We start from the raw sequence: 24,626 nt of genomic DNA on the forward strand, positions 1-24,626 counted from the left end.
CGCCGCTTTATCATAGCCGCGTAGTACATCTCAAGCTCGTTTCGGTCCCTTTTGTAAAGAAACCGTTATGATTTCAAAAAAAGATCGCGCCTAAAAAGTAAAATGTATATTTGACATTTATAAACCATCAATTCATGCAAAAATTTATTAACCGCTTTATAATTGCTGTTCAGTTGTCTGGCTTGCTTTGCGTTTGGCAGCCGGCAATTGCTTCAGCGTCCCGAACTAACCGATCGTTTAAAACGGAAGACACATCGATCCCCTACAGCAAAACCGGGAAGATTATTTACGATCAAAAAAACGGCACTTTTTCGGTACAGGAAAACGGAAAAACTGTGCTTTCTAACTGCTACGCCAAAGTGAAGATAGGCGGCAAGTTTATAACCTCTAAAGATTATAAGCAGATCAGCTTTAAAACCACCGCCACTAAAGATGCTTTTGGAAAAGGTGTTAAATACGATGTTACTTTAACCGGCAAAAACCTGCCGGTAATGGTGCAAACCTTTTACAGCTATCCTTTAAACGGGAAAGATTATTTCTTTACTGAAGTAAGCCTGAAAGGCAGCAACCTTAAAACCAATTACATGGAGCCTATTGCCGGCGATATGGCTTCAATAAATGGTGATACCCGCTCGCTTTTTGTTCCTTTTGATAATGATACTTTTATCAGCTACGATTCAAAAGCCTTTAAAGCCCCACTTACCAATACCAGCGCCGAGGTAGGAACTGTTTTTGATAACGATAGCCGCAATGGTGTAGTGTTTGGTTCGGTGGAACACGAAACCTGGAAAACAGGCGTGCGTACCATCGCCAAAAAAGATAGCGCCAACGCTTTTGAAGTATGGGGTGGCTATACTGAAGAGGCTGTGAACCGTGATAAAATTGCTCATGGCGAGATCAGCGGCGATGTTGTTAAATCGCCCAAAATATTTGTAGGCTGGTTTGCCGACTGGCGCACTGGCCTGGAAGAGTTTGGCAAAGCCAACCGCATTGCAGAGCCTCCTTACATTTTTAATTGGACAAAGCCCACTCCTGTTGGCTGGAACAGCTGGGGCGTAATGCAGGAAAAGCTAAGCTACGATAAGGCACTTAGGGTAGCCGACTTTTTTGCTGATAGCATACCAACCTTCCGCAATGGTAATACCGCTTTTATCGATCTTGATTCGTTTTGGGATAATATGATAAAAGGCGGTTGGGAAGGTGACTTCGGACAACTGAAAGCCTTTGCCGATTATTGTAAAAGCAAAGGCTTGCAACCCGGCGTTTACTGGGCACCTTTTACCGATTGGGGATGGAAAGGCGGACCTGACCGTAAAGTATTGGGCAGTAACTACACCTACGGCGAAACCTGGACCAAAGTTGGCGACAGCTACCACGATATCGACGGTGCCCGTGCTACAGATCCAACTCACCCCGGTACCCTGCAACATATTGATTATGTAATAGGCAAACTAAAAGCATGCGGTTTCAAAATGATCAAGATCGACTTTTTAGGACATGCCGCCGCAGAATCGAGCCATTTCTACGATCCGAAAATCACTACAGGTATGCAGGCCTATAAAAAAGGTATGGAGCATTTAATTGATCAGCTTGGCGATCAAATGTTAGTTTATGCAGCCATCTCCCCAAGCCTGGCAACCGGCCGTTACGCCCATATGCGCCGTATCGCCTGCGATGCTTTCAAAACCATTAAGGATACCCGTTACACACTAAATAGTGTAAACTATGGCTGGTGGCAAACCTATTTGTACAACTACATTGATGCCGATCACGTGGTTTTATCAACCGAAAGCGAAGGTGCTAATCGCGCCAGAATGCTCTCGGCAATAGTAACCGGTACATTCATTACCGGTGATGATTTTTCAACTCACGGCCAATGGAGCGATAGGGCTAAAGCCTTGTATCAAAACCCGGAGATCTTAAAAATAGTTGCCAATGGCAAAGCATTTAAACCGGTAGAGGGTAATACCGAAACAGGAACTACTGAGCAATTTACCATTCAAATTGGGAACAGCTTCTACCTGGCCGTGTTTAACTATGGCAGCGAGGATAAAAACTACACAATAGACAGGAAAAGATTAGGCCTTAAGGATGATAAAGAATTAAGTATTAAATCGCTTGTGCAGGATTACACGGTAAATACCAACGGTAGTGTTGTGGTAAAAGCAGGCGACGCGATGATGCTTAAATTAGAGAAAACAAAGTAAAAGTAAAAGTAAAAGCAAAGGCACCGGTAACAGATTTAATTCCCCTTGCTTTAGTTACCGGATGCCTTTTAGGGTGGATGAAACCCGTATATTTTTAAGCGTTATATTTTACACATTTTGCCCGTTTCATAGCAAGCGGGCATTTTGCTTTTTTAGCATTAGGGCAACATTTATTTGTATGACGTTTTGAACCAGCAAGGCTAATCTTTTCAACCTGTAAGGTGTTAAAATACAATCCGCCGGTTACGGCCAACAACGTAAAAATTTTCATAGCTAATTGGTTTTACATAAAGAGACGGCAATTTTTTGTGAATGTTACAGGAAAGTTGCAAATGTTGATTTTCGCATGTTTTTACAGGGTATTTAACTGATATGCAAATAATTAACATCTATCCAAATGTCATTGCGAGGAGCTGAACAGGCCAGTGAATTGGGGGCGACGTGGCAACCGCATGCTATACAGGGCGGCCACGCTTCCGTGCGATTGCTTCGTCGTGCCTCCTCGCAATGACATGATGTGGAGAGCATCCCCTCCCCCTAAAAACAAAAAGTCACTAACCTCGCGTTACTGACTTTTCAATTAACTATTAACTGACCAAATATCCTTGAAAAAACTATCTGGTAATGCAAACATAGGGGCTTATTTAGTGGCGCTATGTGTGAAAAACACCCATCTAAAAAGCTTTAATTTCAATTATACTACGCTGATTGTCTGTATTTTAACGGCGTAATATTATAATGCGTACGGAACAGGCGAATGAACGAACTCGGGCATTCAAAACCTACCATACTAACCACCTCATTAACAGGGTAACGGGTATCTTTCAACAACATCAACGAGCGTTTTAAACGCAGCTGAATTAAAAACTGGTGCGGCGTTAAACCGAAGGCCTGCTTAAAAGTGCGCAACAGGTGATTAACTGAAAGACAGGCATGTTCGGCCAGATCCTCCAGGTTAATATTCTGGTTGTAGTTGCTGTACATGTACTCTTTGGCCAGGTTTAAACGGCGGATGATCTCGATCTTGGTGCCCTGGTTTAAAAAGTCGAGTTTTTCGGCTTTTTTGTACACTTCATCATTATAAATATTGAAGTAGTTGATGAGAGTATGGTGCAGGTACTCGTTGATGAGCATTTCATCCTGCATACCTTCGTCAAGATGTTGTTTCAGGTGAAATACATTATACCTGATGTCGCCAGCGAAAGGGTAAATAGTTTCGCTAAACTCGGGTTGTACACTGATAGCATCGCCGCCTTTATCTAATAATTTTTCATCACCAAAAGTCCAGCATTCTTTAAAATCCTGTAAAAATTGCTGATCAAAGTTGATAACGAATGACTGTACCGGATCGCCGGCATCAGTTTCGGTTGAATATTTTGTTCCGCGGTTCAGGATCAGGAACGAATCCGGATAAATGGATAGGTGCCTCCGGCCGATATCATAACGTTCGTTTCCGCTTAAAACAAAGCGCAGGCTCAGGTCGGAATTGTGCTGAACGCCCAGTCCCTGACCGCCGGTGCGGCTTACTATCTTGTTGTTGTTGCGTAATACTTTTGAATAATCCATTGTGATATGAGTTTATTATTCGTTATAATTTCTTTCTTCCAGTAGCATGAACCTGTTACCTGCCGGGTCCATAAATTCGGCGACTAAGCCAGCCGGTAAGTAAGCAGGCGATTTGCAAAAAAATACCCCTGCGGTTTTCAGCTTGTGGTAGTCGTTTAAACAATCTGCCGTGTTAAGGATGATATTACTCTTATCACTCAGGCTATCATTATTGGTTACCAACAATGCCACATTTAATTTATCCGACCGGATCACTGTGCTTTCCCTACCCTCATGAAACGTCATTGTCCCGGTTACCTTAAAGCCTAATTTCTGCGTGTAAAAGTTAAGTTGACTATCAAAGTCGGCAGTATAAACGGGTATATATTTCAATTTCATTTGGTAAATAGTTTTAACAGTAACCAGCATTAAACCGGGCAAATCAACCTGTTGACTATTGATGCCTACAGAATAATTTTGTTTTGGCGGGCGACGTAGTAGCCGGTCAGTTAAAACTACTTAACATACCAAAGGTAGGGTAAGCAAGGGGGGATAGTATCCCCCTGTTTGGGGGATTTGTGAATTAGTATTTTTGGGGATTGGAGTGTGTTTTTCGGCCTGTAGTTGCAAACTACAGGCATAGTGGTCTGTAGACGGAGTCTACGGGCAGCGGAGTAGAGAAGTAAAATAAAACCATGTCATTGCGAGCGCAGCGTGGCAATCGCATACAATACAGGGTGGCCCTGCATCCGTGCGATTGCCACGCTGCGCTCGCAATGACATGGGATATTAAGCCTATATCAACTTATTCTGCCTCGCCAACTTAATAGCATCAGCACGCGAGTTCACATCCAGCTTCAGATAAATATTCTTAATATGGCTCCTAACCGTCTCCAGATCAATAAAAAGCTCACCTGCTATTTGCCCACGGCTTTTACCTTCGCCTATCAACTCTAAAATTTGCGTTTCGCGTTTTGATAAGGGGGATTCCTGGTTTTTTTGGAATGAACGAATCACCAGCCGGGCAATGTTGATGCTCATTGGCCCCCCACCCTCACGTACCTCTTTTATCGATTCGATGATTTTGGCCGATGGGGTGTTTTTGGTAAGATATCCCGAAGCACCGTTAGCCAGCGCATTGAAGATCTGCTTTTCCGATTCGTAAACCGTAAGAATTAGTATATAGCAGTTGGGCAGCAACTTTTTTAACTTGGGGATGGCGTCGATGCCGTTTACGCCAGGCAACTCGATATCTAATAAAATAACATCCGGCCTATCGATAGCGATCTTTTTTGCAGCTTCATCATACGAGCAGTACGAGCTTACCACATCATAACCCTCGGTAGCGCCAATTAAAAAGGCATAACCTTCGCGCAGGGTTTCATCATCCTCAATAATACTTACCTTAATACTACGCCCCATATTAATAGCTTAACTGGTTTATCCTGAATGTTAATATTGTTGTAGTCCCCTTCCCTTCCGATGAACTGATCTCAAGCTTAGCATTGATGCGTTTAGCACGGGCATTGATATTGTTAATACCTCTGCCACGATGGGCGGCAGCGCTGTCAAAACCTTTACCATCATCGGTTACTTTGAGGGCTATCTCATTCTTATGACGCTGCTCAAGCTCAAATGTTACTACCGAGGCGTCGGCATGCTTTAAAATATTGTTCAACACCTCTTTAAATATCATGGTGATGTTGCGGCTGTATTCCATGGGTAGTTTAACGAGCTGGATATCTTCATCAATGTCCGCAAATTCAAAATCTACAGGTACATCATGAAAAACTTCTACCCCTATCTCGCGGATATGGTTCAAGGTTTCGTACAGGTTATCGCTTTTGGGATCGAGCGCCCAGAGGATGTCTTTGGTTCCATTGTATAACGATGCCGCGTTTTGTTTGATCTGATCAACGATGCCCCGCTGATCGGATTTTTCCTGGTCTATTTTGGCATTTAGTATTTCGGAGAGCACCGTGATTCGGGTAAGTTTGTTACCAAGATCATCGTGGAAATCCTCAGCAGTTTGCTGGCGGATCTTCAGCTTTTCTTCCCGCTTCATAGCTTCAATAGCCTTTTGTCGTTTTATTTTACGCTGATGCACCAGGTTTTGCACACCGAAACCAAGCAACACCAATAAAACGATGGCCAGCAGCCTAAAGGTAAAAGTTTGATAAAATGGCGGGATAATTTCGAAGTTAAAATCGGCCATGTGGGGCGATACCAGCCCATCCGGGCTGATTGCCTTTACTTTAAAAGTATATTTACCGGGCGGCAACGAAGGGTAATTCACCACATTATTATGCATTGGCGCGCTAAACGCACTATCCAGCCCAACCATTTTATATTGGTACGATACTGCGTCAGGATTTTTAAGGTAAACACCCAAAAAGGCTATGGATAGATGATTTTGATTATGATCAAGCTTGACCCAGTCATTCAGATCGATCGACGAGCGTTTTTCGCCGTCTTCCTTCATCAACTGTACCGCTTTGATAATGACATGTGGTGGCGGCGAAGGCTCCATTTTAGTTTTGGTATTATAAACCATTACCGATTTAGTGGTGCTGATCCACACCTCGCGCCCGCGGTGAAGGATGGCGTTTTGGTTGGCCTCAACAACCGGCTCTTTCGAGCCGATGTTATCAATCACCCAAAAGGTTTTCTTTTCGGGATCATACTTCATGCGGTTTATGCCACGACCGGTACCCATCCAAAGCCGACCGCGCTCATCGGCTGCCAGGCTGTAAATGCTGTTGGCTTTTAACCCATCTTTAACCGTGTAAGTATGCGTTGCACCCGTTTCCATATCCCAGGTGTACAGGCCGCTATCATCGGTACCAACCAACAACATCCCATCATAAATGATCATGCTATAAACCGAAGTGGCAGGGAACGATTTGAGCTTAAAACTTCCGATTATCCTTTTATTAACCGCCAGCATTACCCCACCCTGCGTACCAATAAAAACAGAATCGCGCCCCATTGTAACCATTGAGGCCGAATATGATGGGATACCTTCTAACTGTTTTAGCTGCCCGTTTTGGTAGTAGAAACATCCCGATGATGTTGCCAGCCAAACGGTTCCGTCGTCACCGCCGGTAATAAAATTGTACGAGTAGTTCCAACTATCCTTTACCTGTTTAAAACCGCTTTTATTGTACTGCCATAAGCCGGTTTGCCCCGTGCCTATCCAAACGGTTCCGCTTTTATCGGTATATAAACTTTGCACACCTTTTAAATAAGCATCGGTTCCGGCTGGTACCGGTATGCTGCTTAGCTTTTTACCATCGTACCGCAAAATGCCGCCGCCATCAATCCCCATCAGTACATTATTATTCCAATCGGTTGCTAAGGACATTACAATTTTTGATTCGGGAATACCTTGCGACCGGTCGAAAACCGTATATCTATCACCCTCACAACGGTACAGGCCATTGCCCAAGCTGCCCAGCCATAGGTTTTCATCGGCATCTAAAAAAATATCGGCTATGGAGTTATCGGTAAGCCCGTTTGCCGAGTTATAATGCAGGGTGCCGCCATCGCTGCAAATACAATAAGCGCCGTTATCGGTACCTAACCAAATGTTGGCCTCAGCATCCTGCTCAATACACAGCAGTTGTCCTTTTCCTTTGGGCGAAAAAATTTCGGAGGGTAAGGGCTTCGCCATACCATCTTTAGCATACAAAAGGTCGGCATGGGTTAGCAGATAGGTTTTCTGCGGATCGAAACGATCGAAAAAAATGCGTTTAACGGGCTGGTCGGCATAATCGGCATCAACGTCAATTACATGCCGCCATTTTTTATCGCTTAATTTATAAACGCCATTTTTATAAACTGCCACATATAAATTGCCGGCAGGGTTTACCTCAATGCTGGTAACCACCAACTCATCGTTATCATCAACCGTTACATGCTGCATTTTGCCGTCCTTCACTTTAAACAGCATTCCGCCCGATGTTGTCCAGATTGTACCTTCAGCATCCTGAGTGATATTGGCAATAAAATATCTTTTTACGGCTATATCGGGCTTATATTTAACTATACGGCCGTTATACAACCGGGCCAACCCGTTCAGGGTACCGAACCAGGTACAGCCTGCTTTATCCGAAAAAATGGTTGAAACATAGTTATCCGGCAATCCCGCGCGGCGGTTATAGCTGGTAAACTCTTTACCGTCAAACCTACAGGCCCCACCAAAAGTGGCAATCCACAGGCGATGATCAATATCCTGCGAGAGCTTATTAACCTGCGATTGGATCAAACCATCCTCAATATCATAATGCGCAAAAATGTATTTCTGCGCTTCGGCCCGGTTTATACCCAACAATATAAATCCCAGCGAACACAAAAACACAAGGGACCGAAAACGTGATAGCTTACTCAATTACAGTCAAATTAAATACTTGTATAGGGGTACAATTAAAAAGTTAAATTAAAGCTAATTAAAATAAAAAAAATCACCCCATTGGGGTGATTAATTATCTGCTGGTTTGGAACGCTTCTTCGGACAGGGATGGCCTGTCACCCTGAGCTTGTCGAAGGGTCGCGCGTAGAGGCCCACCCACCATGCTTCGACAAGCTCAGCATGACAGGCCATTTCTCCTCCTTCGCAACATAGCATTCTTCAATTCCTCGCCGCAATACTGTTATTCCCATTTTCCGGCATCTTGATATCATCAAACATTTTGCAAACCTGGGTTATCTTCCAATCCATATTGGCATTTTTTTCGATGATGAGGTAATGGTGCTGAATGGTGTTTTCGTAGTTAAAATCAACCCGGGCAATTACCAGGGCATCGCTTTTGGCCAGTACTTCATAAGCGGAAGTGCAATTTTGCTGGGTACCGGCTTCGCCTTTCATGCTGTTTACCAGGTCGTCTTTTTCCTGTACCAAAACTTTTTCGCCGCGGGGTATTTTTAGCGTGGCGCGGTCGTCCATAATATCTTTAAATTTTTTAACATCGGTAGTCATATGGCTGTCGATAAAATCGCGGATAACGCTTGTGTAATCCCTGTTACCGGGAGTGCTGGCATTTAAAAGGCTGGCCGATAATAAGCTTATTATGCATGCCAAAAAAAGGGTTCTTTTCATATTGCTGGTGTGTTTATACACCAAATGTGGGCAGCAGTTTGATATAAAAATGTGCCTGAAACACCATCCGCTCCCCCAACCAACTATTTACTTAGTTATAAGTGTTTTTAGCATACGGAAAGGTATTTTGGCATATTGGCAACAGTTTTAAAAAATAGAAAAGTTCAACAACGATAGATAAGAAAGAAATTTCCACACAAATTTTTACGAATTATCGAATTACACTAATTTCAATTGGTGTCGATTAACATTCGATAAGTTGTGATCGGCTTGATGATCAATTAGTGTAAAAATGCCTCTTTCCTGCAACTCAAATAAGTTAATATATTTTGATGAGGATTTATCTTTTATAGTGCGGCAAGGATTTAAATCTGTACGAAAATATTTTTATTTTTGAGAGCATCGTTTACCCTATTTTACCGACACCTACTTGGAACCAACCGAAAACATTTTTCGTAGCATTGTTGAAGGCTCGCCTTTTCCTGTATATATGTGCATGGGCGAAGAGAAGATCATAGCCATTGCCAATGATGCTACGCTAAAGGCCTGGGGTAAGGATAAATCGGTTATAGGTAAGCCTTTTGATGAAGCCCTGCCCGAGTTACAAGGCCAACCTTTCAGCACACAGATCAGTAATGTTTACCATACGGGCGAAACCTATCATGGCAGCAACGAGCCTGCCGAAATGCTGATTGACGGTAAGCGGCAGGTTAATTATTACAAGTTTACTTTCCAGGCCATGCGCAATTCGCGTGGTAAAATAGTTGGGGTTATTTGTTTTTCAACAGATGTTACCGAGATAGAACATGCCCGCCAGGCCATGGAAGAAAGCCGTCATACGTTATATAACATGGTAAAGCAGGCCCCCGTTGGCATCTGCATCATCAACAGCGATACCATGATCGTAGAAGTGGTTAATGATTCGTACCTGGAACTGGTTGGCAAAAAACGCGTCGAACTGGAAAACCGCCACATTTGGGAGGCCATACCCGAGGCGGCCGAAGCTTATGAACCGGTGATGGAAAACGCTATCCGGACAGGCAAATCTGTAATTGCCAAAGAGCACCGGCTGCTATTAATAAGAAACGGCATCCCCGAAACTGTTTTTGTTGATTTTGTTTATGAGCCCGTAACAGGTTTTGATGGCGAAATAAGCGCCTTAATGGTTATAGCCATCGATATTACTGAAAAGGTAATGGCCCGCCGCAAAATTGAAGAAGCCGAAGAACGTGCAAGACTGGCCATAGAAGCTGCCGAAATGGGCACATTTGATTATGACCTGCAAACAGATATCGTGGTAACCTCTCCGCGTTTCAATGCCATTTTTGGCTTCGAAGATGGAGTTGCGCACGATACCCTTGTTGATAGCCTGCATCCTGCCGATAGGGAAATACGTGATGCTGCGCATCGCAGTGCCTTTGAAACCGGCAACCTGTTTTATGAAGCCCGCATAATTTGGCCCGACAGCTCGGAACATTGGGTGCGCGTGCAGGGAAAAGTGTATTACGGCTCCATCAGTAAACCATCCCGCATTTTGGGCACCCTGCTTGATATCACCGAGTTTAAGCGCCTGCAACAGCAAAAGGATGATTTTATAAGCGTAGCAAGCCATGAGCTTAAAACACCGATGACATCTATCAAAGCATCGATGCAACTGCTGGACAGGTTGATAAAAGTTGACCCGACATCCGATAAGATCCCCCAATTTATTGATCGCGGTAATAACAGCCTTAACAAAATGTTGCAACTGGTTGATAGCCTGCTCAACGTTTCAAAAATTAACGCCGGGCAATTGGCACTTTCTAAAACCTATTTCCCGGCGGCTAACATGATCAATGATTGCTGCGATCATATCCGCCTGGCAGGCACACATAACCTGATACTTACCGGTGATACTGAATTAGAACTATTTGCGGATAGGAACCGGATTGAGCAGGTGGTTGTAAATTTTGTAAACAACGCGGTAAAATACGCCCCCGAAAACAAGGATATCATGATCAACATCAGCAAGGAAAATGATATGGCTAAAATTTCGGTACAGGATTTTGGCAGGGGTATCCCTACTGATAAAATCCCCCATTTATTTGAACGCTACTACCGGGTTGATGCGAGCGGGGTTCAATACTCCGGCCTGGGGCTGGGCTTGTATATCAGCGCCGAGATCATTAACCGCCACGGGGGCAAAATGGGTGTGGAAAGTGAGGAGGGCAAAGGCAGTACTTTTTGGTTCACGATACCTTTAAACTGAGATCACATCAATTGAAAATACTACGGGTTTTATTAGCTGTGCTTTTGTTCTGCCTACTTACCGTTTTTACGCAAATAGGTGGCGTTGTTTATCTTCTATCCATCAGCCTGCATTCAGCTATCCGAAATCGGGTTAGTAATAAATATTACCGCCGGAGTTTGAATTTCGTGGCTTTCATTATTCTTTATTGCTTTACTACATTAGTTGTTGTTCCGCCCGTAGCCAGACTGTTTGGCAGGGTGCCTCTGCCCATTTCAAAAGCAGGCAATCTGAGGCCGTTAAACCGGCTAACCTGCCTTTTAAACCGCAATTATGTAAGGCCACAGCTTAAACAGGCGGCATTAGATGTTGCCGACAAAATGAGTCAGCAATATCCGGGCAGCGTTGTCAATTATCTTGACGGTTGTTTTCCTTTTTTTAACGGCTTCCCACTATTCCCGCACCTGAGCCATAATGATGGAAAGAAATTAGATCTGGCTTTCTTTTATATTGATAACAAAACCCATACAGCAACAAGCAAAGCACCATCGCCAATTGGTTATGGCGTAAGCGAAGAGCCACGTGCCGGCGAAGTAAACACCACGCAATTTTGCCAGGAGAAAGGTTACTGGCAATACAGTTTCCTGACCAAATTAGTCCCGCAGGGCGATAAACAGAACTATACTTTTGATAGTTTAAAAACCAAAACACTTGTAAATTTATTTGCCGTACAGCCTGCTATACACAAGATATTCATCGAACCTCATTTAAAAACAAGGCTTGGTCTCACTACGGTAAAAATACGATTTCATGGTTGTAGGGCGGTACGCCATGATGATCATATCCATGTTCAATTATAAAACCTAACCCGGCAATTTTAAATAAATCATTTATTTAACTTAAAACTTTTATTTAATCCTAACAAGAAAAAACACAATGTATATAAGTGGCTATTATTTTGTACTTTTCAGTCCTAATTAAGAATTTAGACAGCAGATGGCAAGTACTTTAGAGCCTAACTTTCAAGCCGATCTTGAGGCTATAAACCAGATCCCGGTAGTAAACTCCATACTCGAGGTAATTTGCCGTACTACAGGCATGGGCTTCGCGGCCATCGCCAGGGTTACCGAACACAAATGGATCGCCTGCGCTGTTTTAGATAATATTCAATTTGGCCTTTTACCGGGCGGCGAGCTTAAGCTCGAAACAACTATTTGCCACGAAATAAGGCAAAACCAGGAAGCGGTAGTTATTGATCACGTATCCGAAGATGAGAATTTCCGCCACCATCATACCCCATTGATGTATGGCTTTCAAAGCTATATTTCAATGCCTATCATTCGTAAAGATGGTTCATTTTTTGGTACCCTTTGCGCTATCGATCCTAACCCGGCCAGGCTGAAAACGCCCGAGGTGATCAACATGTTTAAGCTTTATGCCGATCTGATCTCTTTTCACCTGCAAGCCGTTGAGCAATTGGCTTTTGCCGAAACCAAACTTTTAGAAGAACGCCGGATAGCCGAATTACGCGAACAATTCATTGCTATTTTAGGTCACGATCTCCGCAACCCGCTTACAGCAGTATCAAACGTTGGCCAGCTAATGCTGCGCATGCCGCTTGATGAGCGGATGAAGCGCCTTGCTACAATTCTACAGGATTCGTCGGTAAGGATGAAGGGGCTTATCGATAACCTGCTTGATTTTGCCCGCGGGCACCTTGGCGACGGTATCAGTTTGAGTTTAAAGCATCATAACGATTTTGAAAATACCTTGAACCATGTAATAACCGAGTTGCAGATCGCATCGCCCAAACGAGAGATCATCACTGATATTAACATTAATGGCAGCGTATTTTGCGATGATACCCGCATAGCGCAATTATTTTCAAACCTTTTAGGTAACGCAATTACCCATGGTAAAAAAGATGCGCCTGTGTATGTTTCAGCAAATGCGTATGATCAAAAATTCGAGCTTTCGGTATCAAACGCTGGTGAGGCCATCCCCGAAGCGGCCATAAAATATCTTTTCCAGCCTTTTCAGCGGGGGCAGGTAAAATCCGGTCAGCAGGGGTTGGGATTAGGGCTTTATATCGCAGCAGAAATAGCGAGGGCGCATAAAGGTAAACTCGGCGTAACATCAACAGCCGAAGCAACCGTATTCACATTTCAGTTACCAGCATAAGGGTTATAGCAAATTTCCCAGCTGTTGCCTTCCGGATCGACAACAAACCCGCTATAGCCTCCCCAAAAAACAAGCTCCGGTTGTCAGCTTATTTGTATGCCGTCATTTCTTAATTCGGCAAACCGCTCGTCTACCGCATATTTCGATGGCAGGTTAATTGTAAGATAAAAGCCTTTCCCACCAGCCCGATTGCTTATATTTGCATACTGGTTAAACAGTGCTTCCTGGCAAAGGGTAAGTAACAGGTTATCTAACTTCAATATCGTTACCTTTTCATTTTCGCTAATAACTTCCAAACCGAACTTTTCGGTATAAAAATGCTTCATTAGCGCTAAGTTTTTAACGGCAAATGTTATGGCGTTTACATGGGTTGTCATAACAGCCTGATCTTATTTTTTGATATTTTTTTCTTTTAAACCAGCCAGGGGACTTTGCAAGCAATACTTTTCCGGCCCTTCGTGATGTATTTCAAATTTAATCGTTAGTTAATACAGCCGGGTTAAATTTAGAAAGGAAAATACAAAAAACATGCAAATCAATTATCCGGTAGTTGGCCTGGTTATCGTTGCCATAATAATACTTGTGGTATGGATCGTAAAAACAAATATGCGCGACGAGAAGGATTTTGAACAAGAGATCATTGAATCGGAACTGAAGCCAAAGGAGCATAAAAAACCCGGCAAAGATAAAAAAGCCTTATAAACAGGTAAAACCCGCTATCAAATAGCGTAAAAACACGCATCTGTTTATAAGGCCGCAATGTTACATTTATAAACACAACCTAACTTCATGGCACAAGAAAACAACCAAGACCAACCGGTATTTTACGTTGGTTTATGTATGGCCGGGGCCGTATCTGCCGGAGCCTACACTGCTGGCGTAATGGATTACCTGCTCGAAGCACTAACCAAATGGGAACAACACCGCGGCGAAGCGGGCGTACCTACCCACAAAGTACAGATCCCGGTAATGGGCGGGGCATCTGCCGGGGGCATGACCAGCATTATGGCAGCATCCGTGCTCAACAATCCCATCACCCCTATCGATAAGCCATCGGCAGATATTTTAGCTGAACATCCCGAAAATAAACTTTACCACTCGTGGGTTGATTTGATCCAGGCTGATATGTTTTCGAAGATGCTGGATACATCCGATATTAAAAAAGATGGGGTGATTTCGGCGCTCAACTCAGATTTCATTAATGATATAGCCAAACGGGTAGTATCTGCCGATCCGAATAAATGGCAATCCCTTCCTCCCTATATCAAACCGGGCCTTAAATTGTTTACCACCTTAACCAATTTACAGGGTTTTGCCTACAATGTTCCCTTTAAGGCTAATTCGCCAACACCCACTAAGTATAACATGCGGATCCATAACGATTACGCCTGTTTTGAACTTACCGAAACCGAAATAGAAGGGCATAATAACGGATGGATGCCGCTTAACTTAAAAAACAACGTCAACACTGATGTAGCGGCCGATGCAGCTATGGCAACCGGGGCTTTTCCGGTAGGTTTACAATCAAGAACGCTTAAACGGGATCCTATATATGTAAATAATAATCCCTGGTTAAAAGACTACCTGGCCAAAACCGAGGTTACTGCTGACCCAAGCGGCAACTATCAAACCCTCAACGTAGATGGAGGGATGATCAACAACGAACCATTTGATAGGGTGCGTAGTGTGTTAGACGACATTACAGGGCAACCATCGGATGATTATAATAACTTCAACAAGTTTGTTTCTACCGTGTTGATGATAGAACCCTTCCCTACCCAACCGCCGAAGCCCATCGAAATGTCGAGAGTGCTTTCAAATGTTATTGGGTTAACGCTATCATCTATGTTATCTCAAATGCGTTCAAAGCCGGTCAATATTAAAGATGCGATGGACGATAATTGCGCTGGTCAATACCTGATCACTCCATCCCGTCGCGTTGACCTGCCTAATGGCGAATCCAGCGACCTAACCGGCGAACAGGCTATTGCCTGCGGTGCTTTAAGTGGTTTTGGCGGCTTTTTAAATAAGGAATTCCGGGTACACGATTATTTTTTAGGCAGACACAATTGCAAAATCTTTTTGCGCGATTATTTCACGATACCGGCCAAAGCCCTGGATACTAATCCAATTTTTAAAGATGGCTACGCAGGTGCCGATAAAGACAGGTTTAAATCGCAAGCACCACGTAAAGATGGAGAAGAAGATAGTTACCAGATCATCCCTGTTTTTGAAGATGAGATCAAATTCCCGGATATGAAATTCAGTTCGGGCACTAACTGGCCTACACTAAAAGAAAAGGACATTGATAGGTTTGAAGGAGGATTAAAAGACCGTTTTCAGACTATCATTTTAAGCGTGGCAGATTTTGGCTGGCTTACCAAAGGCCTGCTGTGGATAGGTGCCAAAGTTATCCTGAACCGAATGATCACCAACAAAATAATGGTGGTGATTAAAAATGAGCTTAAAACGTGGAAGTTGTTACCGTAGGGGCATTATAAACATTCTTGGTACTTCGCACAAATAAAAAACGTCATTATAAGGTACGAAGCAATCGCGAACTATACAGGGCGGCCCTGCCTATGTGCGATTGCTTCGTACCTACCCATGACAAGTTTAAATTGGGTGTCATGCTGAGCCTGTCGAAGCATGGTGGGTAGGCCTCTGCGCACGACTCTTCGACAAGCTCAGAGTGACAGGCCTGCCCGCAAATGTCATATCTCCTTCAGATGCCTCGGCTTTTACTTACTCACAATGACGACTTTTTTATATTCAGCAAGCTTTGCGTCTTCGCGCCTTTGCGTGACTTAAAACTTATATCGCTTTAAGCACTACGATACCATTATGGCCACCAAAGCCAAAAGTATTGCTCATTGCTACTTTCACTTTATGCTCAATAGCCTCATTCAATACAAACTTCAGGTTACCGGGGATAGCTGGATCAATAGTAGTTGTGTTGATAGTTGGCGGGATAATACCGTTCTCAATTGATTTAACAGCCGCAATTGCCTCAATAGCACCGGCAGCACCAAGCAGGTGACCAGTCATTGATTTGGTTGAACCTATGATAGCATTGATATCCTGACCTTTGCTAACTGCCAATACCGCGTTCACTTCCGAAATATCACCAACCGGGGTTGAGGTAGCGTGCATGTTCAGGTAATCAACATCGGCAATGGTTAAGCCCGATTCATTCAATGCCTGTTGCATGGCACGTGCTGCACCCAAACCTTCAGGGTGGGTAGCTGTCATGTGGTAAGCATCGGCAGTCATTGATGCGCCGGTAACTTCGGCATAAATATGTGCGCCACGTGCAACCGCGTGCTCGTACTCTTCCAATACTAATGCGCCTGCACCCTCGCCCATAACAAAACCATCACGATCAATATCAAACGGACGTGAAGCATGCTGAGGATCATCATTACGGCCCGACATAGCTTTCATCGAACTAAAACCACCTATTGAAGCAGGTGTAATAGGCGCTTCCGAACCACCGGTAACAATAATTTTAGCTTTGCCTAAACGGATGTAGTTCAATGCATCCATAATAGCGGTATTTGATGTAGCACAAGCCGAAACCGTAGTATAATTAATACCCATAAAGCCATTGCGGATAGACATCATGCCCGAAGCCATGTTGGAGATGAACTTAGGCACAAAAAATGGGCTAAACCTTGGCTGACCGTTTCCTTTAGCGTATTCGGTTACCTGCTCTTCGAAGGTTTCCATACCGCCCTGGCCGCTTCCCCAAATGATGCCTACATCAAAAGGGTCCATTTTATTTAAATCAAAACCCGAATCTTTAATAGCCTCGTCTGATGCTACCAACGCGTATTGTGTAAAAGTGTCGGTACGTTTCAGATCGGCCTTTTCCAAGTGATCGGTAATATTAAAATCTTTCAGTTCGCAGGCAAATTGCGTGCGGAACAGGGATGCATCAAAACGGGTGATGGTAGCAGCGCCGCTTTTACCGGCAACTATGTTTTCCCAATAGGTTTTTACATTGTTTCCAAGGGGTGTTAAGGCACCCATCCCCGTAATAACTACTCTTTTTAACATGATGGTTTTATTAAAATCGGCGCAAAGATATAATATACCAAATGGTATGCAGAAAAAATTTTAGAGCAGATGAAATTAACTATTGAATATTACGTGGTTATGGCAGTAAAGAAGGGGCATTTTTAATGCAAAAAGATTGTCAAAACGGCGACCAAGCAGGTAAGACTTGCGAAGTTTTAAAAACTTCGCAAGTCTGGGTTGTAAAATTTATATCAAGGCAATTCTAAAATCCTAAAAATCACGGTTCAAAACCTTATTCAATTCCAAATAAGGCACCGCATCATTCACAAAACCGTGGCCGCCGTTCATCAATTCGACAGCTGCACGCTGAAATGCACCCAAAGCAGCCCTCGCCAATGCCGAACCAAGGCTCACCCTTTTTACGCCCAGGTCGGCCAGTTCATTAAAGCTGATATCAAACCCGGCGGCACCCAGCACAATGTTTACTGGTTTTGGTGCAACTGCTTTTACTACTTCGCTTATTTGCTCGCGGGTTTTAAGGCCTGGCGCGAAAAGCACGTCTGCCCCGGCATCGGCATACGCAACCAAACGTTTAATGGTATCCTGCAGATCTACTTTTCCGTGGATCATATTTTCGGCCCGGGCTGCCAATGTAAAATGAAAAGGTAAGCTTCGCGCCGCATCAACAGCGGCTTTCACCCGATCAACAGAAAGTTCGAAGTTAAAGATCGGATCCTGATCATTGCCGGTCGCGTCTTCTATCGAGCCGCCTACCAGACCTACTCCTGCCGCCGCTAAAATAGTTTCGGCACAAATTTCAGGGGTATCACCAAAGCCGTTTTCAAGGTCGGCCGCTACAGGTAAATGCGTGGCGTTGACTATTAAACGCGCGTTTTCAAGTGTTTCTTCGCGGGTTATTAACCCATATCCATCCGGTCGGCCAAGGGTATAGGCTAATCCTGCACTTGTGGTGGTAAAAGCTTCAAAGCCAAGGCCAGTTAATATTTTAGCCGTACCTGCATCCCATGGGTTAGGAATAATAAATAAACCATCGCGCTGGTGCAGGGCTTTAAACGTTTCGGCTTTTTGATATTGGGTGTTATTTGTTGCAGATGTCATTTTTAAGGTATGTTGGTTGGCTTCGAAATTAAGGAAAAACAGGTTCAATGCTATCCGTTATTGCTATTATTGCAGTACTATTATGAAACAGCAATTAGATATTGAAACCTGGGCAAGGAAAGAGCATTACAACTTTTTTAAAACTTTTGAAGAGCCATATCACGGCGTAAACGTGGATATTGACGTAACCGAAGCCTACAAATTTGCAAAAGACAATGGGGTATCATTTTTTCATTACACCATGTACCAATCCATAGCTACATCGCAAATTGTCGAACCATTCAGGTATCGTATTGAGGGTGACGATGTTTTTATTTATGATCAGATAGACGGCGAAGCTACCGTTCCACGGGCTAATGGTACGTTCGGGTTCGGCACTTTCCTGTTTTACCCTACGTTTGAAGAATTTAACGCATCGGCCATTAAAGAGGTTGAGCGGGTACAAAGCAATAATTTACTGGAACTTTCGACCGTAAATAATACTATCCGTTTTTCTTCATTGCCGTGGATCAAATTCAGTTCGTTATCGCATGCACGCAAATTTTCGTTTGTGGATAGTTGCCCGAAGATCTCTTTCGGCAAAATGACACAGTACCATGGTAAACGCACCATGCCTTTATCGATCCATGTAAACCATGCTTTGGTTGATGGGATACACCTTGGGCAGTATATTGATTGTTACCAGGAGTTGTTGAATAAAGGGGTTTAGTTAGTTCCTTTTCGCATGTTGAAGTTGCGTGCCTCTGGCACGCTAAAATTATTTTTTACTTATTGCTACAAAGCTTTTGCCCCTCTGGGGCAGCCTATCTAATAGGTTATTAATTGTGGCCTTTTTTTGTAGAGACGCATCACATGCGTCTACCGCGTGCAATTTACGGAGGCAGGACGACATGCAGGGCCGCTTGTCCTAAGGGAGACGCATGTGATGCGTCCCTACATTAAATCTCTACCTTTTATTAAACACATTCTCCTTCACCATAAACAGCGGCAATGAACCATGGTCAAGCACGCGCGAATGGAAATCCCGGATATCGAATTTAGCGCCCTGCTGTTTTTGCAATTCCTCCCTCCAATGCAGTATCTGTAGCGCGCCGTATTTATAGGTCACCACCTGTGCTGGCCAGCGACGGATGCGGGCGATCTCTCGCATGGCAATATCATCCTGCCCGCGGATATTCTTTTTCCAGAACGCCAACGCCTGTTCATCCGTCCAGCCGTAATAGTTTAGGGCTACATCCAGCGGAACCCTTACCGAGCGTACTATATCCCACTCCCATTTTCCCAATTCATCATAAGGTGTTTGGTAAACGCCGAGCTGTTTTCCCAACTCTTCGGTGTAAGCGCCCCAACCCTCGGCAAAACCCATATAGTAGAATAGCTCTTGTACCGCCGAAGTTTTGGTTTGTCCTTCTATACTGGTTTGGTAATGGTGACCGGGCACCCCTTCATGAATAAACAGCCAATCAACCTGGCGTTTGTTGTAGGGTTTATCAAAAAGGTTGTAGTAAAACACATTACTATCGTAATAACCCGGCGTTTGGGCCAGTTGCCTGCTTTCGCCTTTTACAATTTTTAGCGGGGCTATATTGGTATTGTTAAATAGTTTGGGCAGGTTGCTGTAGATGATCTTTTTAGTATTCTCAAACGATTGCTGAACTATCTGTGGATCATCAATAAAAAAAGACGGATCGTTCAAATGCTTGTAAAACTCATCTTCACTTAAACCGGCTTGTTGGCGGATAGCTTCGATATGTTTTTGTACGCGGGCAACTTCGGTAAGGCCAAACTGGTAGATCTCATCTGGCGTGGCATCGGCGCTTGTCCATCGTTTTAACAGATAAGCGTACCAGGCTTTGCCGTTGGGGATGGTAATGATACCACCGGTTGGGATAGTGGTCGGTTTGTTCTTTAACCAATTTTGCTCAAGTGCTATACGCTCCAGGTTTAAACCGGTTTCATAACTTATCAATTGGTAATCTACCTTTTCCGATTCGGTAAGTTGACTAAGCTTATAATTACTAAGCCTACTTTTTATCCTGCTAAAAAAATCAAATTGCTTTTGTACTTCGGCTTTTGTGCCTATATGTTCCAGGCTGCTAACATAACTTAGCTCCAACTGAGGTAAATGCAGATCATTATACCCGGCAACAAAATCACGGCAAAAAGCAGCGAAAGCCCGCTGCTGAGCAACAGCGCCAAAAGAAATTATAACAAAGCAACAGCTAACAATAAAACGCTTCATAAAAACGGAATGATGAACAAACCTATATTATTTGTTTCGATTTTTTTATGCGAAAACAAATATCCTGTTAATCATCAACCGTAATAAAAGCGCTAATTATGTTGATTGGATGTAGCTGTGCAACTGCTCGATAGTTTCCCTTTGCGAGTGGATAGTTTCGTAAACCACATCACTCATAGAAACAATGCCGCAAAGCTGGTTGGCTATATCAAACACCGGCAGGTAGCGGATATTATTCTCGCTCATGATCAGCATACATTCATCAACCGATGATTGCGGGGTGATCATCGGAAAATTGGTACTTATGATCTCGCCGGCAGTGGTTTCGTCGGAGTGTTTACCCATCAGGATGATCTTGCGGGAATAATCCCTCTCGGTCATCAAACCAATATATTTACCATCTTGTGTTACCACCACCGAGCCTACATTTTTTTCGGCCATCAGTTTCAGTACATTCAATACAGTGGTTTCGGCGGGTACAGCAATAACATTGCTCCCCTTGCGGGCCAGGATGTGCTTTACACTTTTCATAAGTACTTAGGGTTAATTTGGTATTTTCAAGATACGAATAACTACCAGAAAAACAATACATTGTGGAAAACATTTCTTTTTCAAGGCTCACAATACTCAATAGTTATTATAGAAACCCAAGAAACAAAAAAAGCCCCGCGGAATTACTCCGAAGGGCTAACCAACCTATATAAAACTAACCTATTGTTTTCTTTTCCCCCAAATGGCTGTGCCGTGGTTATCCAAACCGGTAAATATTAAGGTAGATGTAACCTTGTTTTCCCAGTCGCGCTCACGTTCAACTTTTAATTTGTAAGTATCACCACTGCTGTATTTTAATTCGAGCCATGGCGAGGTAAATGTCCATTTATCAGCAGCATTGCCATCAATAGTTCCGGCTGCATCCAGCTTAAATACTGTTGAAACCTGGAAATCGGAGTTGTTTTGCTCGGTGGCATATCCCGGTACTATTTGGTAGTTAAGCGTGATCTTTTCGTAAGTGCCTGCTACATCCGCACTGGCTATGGCGGTTTGCGCAACGTTGGAATAACGCTCAGGCGATACAATGGGCCAACCATCCGGCGTCCATGATATTTTACGTACATGCAAGTCCATAAAATAAGAGTTTACGCCCGGCCTGCCCTGGTGCGCCATGTAATATTGACCGCTGCCATCATCAAATACCGCGCAATGCGCCGTACCCTGCCAGCCACTTTGATTGGTGAACTGATATGGTGCTACTATCATCGGGCCGTGATCTTCGTTGGTATTTACATCATGACCATTATAATCATAAAACGGACCGGTTGGGCTATCGCCCCGTCCTACCCTTACGTTGTATTTAGTTTGCAACCAATCATAACTGATAAACAGGAAGTATTTTTTAAGATCGGGATTGTAGATTACTTCGGCACCTTCTATATTGCCATTATATTTCCCACCTGTAAAACCTCGGTTGGCAATACGTTTTCCCCTATCGCCCGGCGAAGCTGCCAAACCTGTAGACGGATCAAGCTTCAGGATATAAATACCATCCCAAGCCGAGCCATAATACATGTATTGTTCGCCTGTGGTTGTGGTGACCACAGTTGGATCGATAGCATTGGTTTGGATGCTGGCATCGTTGGTCGAGGTTACCACTAAACCTTTCTCCGTCCAAGGCCCGTCTGGTGCGGATGCCGTCGCCATGCCGATAACGCTAAGCCGGGCCGCTGCTGATGAAAGCGAATAATACAACCTGTACTCGCTGCCTACTTTCATTACATAAGGTGCCCATAAAGCATTGTAAGGCGTGCCCCCTTTGCCTTTGATGTAATCAGAACCCTGTGCCGGTAACGATGAAAACACCCAACCAACATATTCCCACTGCACCAGATCTTTAGACCGGCGGATCTGCAAGCCAGGCCTCACATCAGTGCCGAAAGCCACATCGGTGCTGTAGCAGTAATAGTAGCTGCCAAACTTTTTGATGGATGGATCGTGCACGTTATACACCGTCCATTTAGGGTAAAAAATAACTGCGGAGATATCGGCATAGGTATCGCTTATGCTATTGATATCAAACGCGGTGGTTACCGGCGTTGTGGTGGTATCCGTTTTGGTGGACGTTGGCGTTTCCTTTTTTGAGCAGGAAAATAGGGCTGTTGCCAGGGCGGTTATTATGTATAGGTGTATATTTTTCATCACTTTCATCATCATCGTATTCATCTCATTGTTATCAAAACCCCAATGTCATTTCGAGCGATAGCGAGAAATCTTGTACGCCTCGCATTGCGAACTCTGCATAGCCGCTTGGCATGGCGTATAAGATTTCTCTTTCGCTCCTCCCGCTCATTCCCTCGCCGCTCTATCGAAATGACATTTTTATATCTTTTCTTCAAGTGAGGGTTGGGCGGGGCTTAATACCCCGTATTCTGTACCAAACCCACATTAGTTTGTACCTCAGTAAGCGGAATAGGCAAATATTCTTTTCCCGGTGTATAAGTATTAAATTCCGGATCACGGGCTTTTAGCCAGGCCAATTTGGTGGCATCCTGCAACCAGCCCCAGCGGCGGATATCGTCAAAGCGATGCCCTTCCAGCGAGAATTCAAGAAAACGCTCATGACCTATCTGTTCGCGCATATCGGCCTGTGTCATGCCTGGTTTAACTGTAGCTAAATTAGGCAAGCCAACGCGGCTGCGCACTTGTTGAATGAATGGGTAAGCATCGCTGGTTTGGCCAAGCTCATTCAAACATTCGGCATACATCAACAAAACGTCGGAATAGCGCATCAAGCGTTCGTTAATACCTGAACGCCAATCGTACTCGTCGGCCTGGCCGCTGTCGCCATTTTCATATTTGTGGCAAAACAGGGCGTTTAGTGATGAACTGCCAGCGTAGCGGGTAGCAAAATCCTGGTTGTAAAGTTTTTCGCCGGGTTTGTTATAATATATGGTTACATCTAAACGGGGGTCGGTGCCGCCGGTAGTTGTTTTTTCCTGCAGATATTCGTTGTATAATGCTGGTGTTGGCTGCACATCGGTAAAACCAAAGCTTGCCGCGCCGAACGTAATAGCACGCGATGATGTACGTCCCCATCCAGAAGATGGGTCGCCTCCCCAGCCCAGATCGGTACCTCCGGCATCCCTCGAAAACTGAACCTCGAAAATTGATTCGGCATTGTTCTCGTTATTGGCGAAGAAGTTATCGTAATAATTAGGCACCAGACTGTAAATGCCCATATCAATTACTGATTTAAACTCGGCAGCAGCCTCGGCATATTTTTTAGTGAACAGGTAAGTTTTACCTAAAAACGCGGCAGCTGCACCTTTAGTAGCGCGACCTGTTTGCCCATAGGGCGATAGGCCGGTGTATGTTACTGGCAGCATCCCTTCGGCAGCTTTAAAATCGCTGATCACCTGCGCCCAAATTACATCCTGCGGTTGTTGTTTCTGAAAATAATCGGCGCTCGAACCGGCAGGCACCAATGGCATCGGTACGTTTTTATAAAAATCGGCCAGGTGGAAGTAGTACAATCCGCGTAAAAAATAAGCCTGACCTAATACACGTTTTTTCAACTCGGCATCCATGTTGATATCGGGTACATATTTCAGTACCTCGTTGGCGCGTAAAATACCCTGATAGTAGGCTGTCCATGAAAACAGCACGCCATCGCCGGTGCTTTGCATGTTGAATTTACCCATGTTATAGATCTGGTCCCATGGGCTGTAGCTGGTAGCATCATCGCCCCTTGTATTTTCTACAATTGGCGAAAAACGCATGTATGAGCCATCGATGATCAAGCTACCGTACACAGCGTTGATGCCTTTTACGGCATCGCTGGCGTTTTGCCAAAAGGTTTGGGTGGTTTGGGCGTTGGGGTTCACCGTGGTGAGGTCGCCTTTTTTACAGCCCATGGCAAATGCCGCTACCAACAATAGCGTGAATAATGCCTTTGTATATATCGTTTTCATTATAAATAATGTTAAATCGTTA

General features: G+C 44.1%; 19 protein-coding genes. 7 read left to right on the plus strand and 12 right to left on the minus strand.

What is annotated here, in order from left to right:
- Nucleotides 1–134: 134 nt before the first annotated feature.
- Nucleotides 135–2,207, plus strand: coding sequence for an alpha-galactosidase (locus AAFN85_RS29420; protein WP_347531548.1), 2,073 nt, complete (start codon nt 135–137; stop codon nt 2,205–2,207).
- A gap of 699 nt (nt 2,208–2,906) precedes the next feature.
- Here AAFN85_RS29420 and AAFN85_RS29425 read toward each other — a convergent pair.
- The 5 genes from AAFN85_RS29425 to AAFN85_RS29445 form a co-directional block, all read right to left on the minus strand.
- The gene (locus AAFN85_RS29425; RefSeq protein WP_347531549.1) at nt 2,907–3,773 is read right to left on the minus strand and encodes an AraC family transcriptional regulator; all 867 of its coding nucleotides are present in this window, start codon (nt 3,771–3,773) and stop codon (nt 2,907–2,909) included.
- A 15-nt stretch (nt 3,774–3,788) separates the two neighbouring features.
- Nucleotides 3,789–4,151, minus strand: coding sequence for a VOC family protein (locus AAFN85_RS29430; protein ID WP_347531550.1), 363 nt, complete (start codon nt 4,149–4,151; stop codon nt 3,789–3,791).
- Between the two features lie 396 nt (nt 4,152–4,547).
- Nucleotides 4,548–5,174, minus strand: coding sequence for a response regulator transcription factor (locus tag AAFN85_RS29435; protein WP_347531551.1), 627 nt, complete (start codon nt 5,172–5,174; stop codon nt 4,548–4,550).
- 1 nt (nt 5,175) lies between these two features.
- Nucleotides 5,176–8,082, minus strand: a complete 2,907-nt coding sequence (locus tag AAFN85_RS29440) for a two-component regulator propeller domain-containing protein (protein WP_347531552.1) — start codon at nt 8,080–8,082, stop codon at nt 5,176–5,178.
- A 300-nt stretch (nt 8,083–8,382) separates the two neighbouring features.
- Nucleotides 8,383–8,850 (minus strand): hypothetical protein, encoded by a 468-nt coding sequence (locus tag AAFN85_RS29445; protein WP_347531553.1) that lies wholly within the window; start codon nt 8,848–8,850, stop codon nt 8,383–8,385.
- 430 nt (nt 8,851–9,280) lie between these two features.
- On the opposite strand from AAFN85_RS29445, the gene AAFN85_RS29450 reads away from it, so the two are divergent.
- From AAFN85_RS29450 to AAFN85_RS29460, 3 genes are all read left to right on the plus strand, one after another.
- Nucleotides 9,281–11,098 (plus strand): ATP-binding protein, encoded by a 1,818-nt coding sequence (locus AAFN85_RS29450; RefSeq protein ID WP_347531554.1) that lies wholly within the window; start codon nt 9,281–9,283, stop codon nt 11,096–11,098.
- Nucleotides 11,099–11,109: 11 nt separating this feature from the next.
- Entirely contained in the window at nt 11,110–11,937 is an 828-nt protein-coding gene (locus AAFN85_RS29455) for a hypothetical protein (protein ID WP_347531555.1), read from the plus strand.
- A gap of 136 nt (nt 11,938–12,073) precedes the next feature.
- Nucleotides 12,074–13,258 carry a GAF domain-containing sensor histidine kinase gene (locus AAFN85_RS29460; protein WP_347531556.1) on the plus strand — a complete coding sequence of 395 codons (1,185 nt, stop codon included), beginning with the start codon at nt 12,074–12,076 and terminating at the stop codon, nt 13,256–13,258.
- Between the two features lie 83 nt (nt 13,259–13,341).
- Here the strand turns inward: AAFN85_RS29460 and AAFN85_RS29465 are convergent, their stop codons facing one another.
- Nucleotides 13,342–13,635, minus strand: a complete 294-nt coding sequence (locus AAFN85_RS29465) for a VOC family protein (RefSeq protein ID WP_347531557.1) — start codon at nt 13,633–13,635, stop codon at nt 13,342–13,344.
- A gap of 151 nt (nt 13,636–13,786) precedes the next feature.
- Between AAFN85_RS29465 and AAFN85_RS29470 the strand changes: the two genes are divergently transcribed.
- Together AAFN85_RS29470 and AAFN85_RS29475 are read left to right on the plus strand one after the other, a co-directional pair.
- Complete coding sequence (locus AAFN85_RS29470; RefSeq protein WP_347531558.1) at nt 13,787–13,960, plus strand: hypothetical protein; 174 nt, start codon at nt 13,787–13,789, stop codon at nt 13,958–13,960.
- Between the two features lie 87 nt (nt 13,961–14,047).
- The gene (locus AAFN85_RS29475) at nt 14,048–15,748 is read left to right on the plus strand and encodes a patatin-like phospholipase family protein (RefSeq protein WP_347531559.1); all 1,701 of its coding nucleotides are present in this window, start codon (nt 14,048–14,050) and stop codon (nt 15,746–15,748) included.
- A 324-nt stretch (nt 15,749–16,072) separates the two neighbouring features.
- Here the strand turns inward: AAFN85_RS29475 and fabF are convergent, their stop codons facing one another.
- Together fabF and AAFN85_RS29485 are read right to left on the minus strand one after the other, a co-directional pair.
- Nucleotides 16,073–17,317, minus strand: a complete 1,245-nt coding sequence (gene fabF, locus AAFN85_RS29480; protein WP_347531560.1) for a beta-ketoacyl-ACP synthase II — start codon at nt 17,315–17,317, stop codon at nt 16,073–16,075.
- Between the two features lie 231 nt (nt 17,318–17,548).
- Entirely contained in the window at nt 17,549–18,397 is an 849-nt protein-coding gene (locus AAFN85_RS29485; protein ID WP_347531561.1) for an isocitrate lyase/phosphoenolpyruvate mutase family protein, read from the minus strand.
- A gap of 82 nt (nt 18,398–18,479) precedes the next feature.
- On the opposite strand from AAFN85_RS29485, the gene AAFN85_RS29490 reads away from it, so the two are divergent.
- Nucleotides 18,480–19,106 (plus strand): CatA-like O-acetyltransferase, encoded by a 627-nt coding sequence (locus tag AAFN85_RS29490; RefSeq protein ID WP_347531562.1) that lies wholly within the window; start codon nt 18,480–18,482, stop codon nt 19,104–19,106.
- Between the two features lie 237 nt (nt 19,107–19,343).
- Here the strand turns inward: AAFN85_RS29490 and AAFN85_RS29495 are convergent, their stop codons facing one another.
- The 4 genes from AAFN85_RS29495 to AAFN85_RS29510 all read right to left on the minus strand — a co-directional run bounded on the left by AAFN85_RS29495 (nt 19,344) and on the right by AAFN85_RS29510 (nt 24,604).
- Nucleotides 19,344–20,639 carry a DUF885 domain-containing protein gene (locus AAFN85_RS29495; RefSeq protein WP_347531563.1) on the minus strand — a complete coding sequence of 432 codons (1,296 nt, stop codon included), beginning with the start codon at nt 20,637–20,639 and terminating at the stop codon, nt 19,344–19,346.
- Nucleotides 20,640–20,735: 96 nt separating this feature from the next.
- Complete coding sequence (locus AAFN85_RS29500) at nt 20,736–21,170, minus strand: CBS domain-containing protein (RefSeq protein ID WP_347531564.1); 435 nt, start codon at nt 21,168–21,170, stop codon at nt 20,736–20,738.
- Between the two features lie 180 nt (nt 21,171–21,350).
- A complete protein-coding gene (locus tag AAFN85_RS29505) occupies nt 21,351–22,832 on the minus strand; it encodes an arabinan endo-1,5-alpha-L-arabinosidase (protein WP_347531565.1) in 1,482 nt (493 codons plus the stop codon).
- Nucleotides 22,833–23,047: 215 nt separating this feature from the next.
- The gene (locus tag AAFN85_RS29510; protein WP_347531566.1) at nt 23,048–24,604 is read right to left on the minus strand and encodes a RagB/SusD family nutrient uptake outer membrane protein; all 1,557 of its coding nucleotides are present in this window, start codon (nt 24,602–24,604) and stop codon (nt 23,048–23,050) included.
- Nucleotides 24,605–24,626 lie beyond the last annotated feature (22 nt).

The organism is Mucilaginibacter sp. CAU 1740, assembly GCF_039839285.1.
Lineage (GTDB): Bacteria > Bacteroidota > Bacteroidia > Sphingobacteriales > Sphingobacteriaceae > Mucilaginibacter.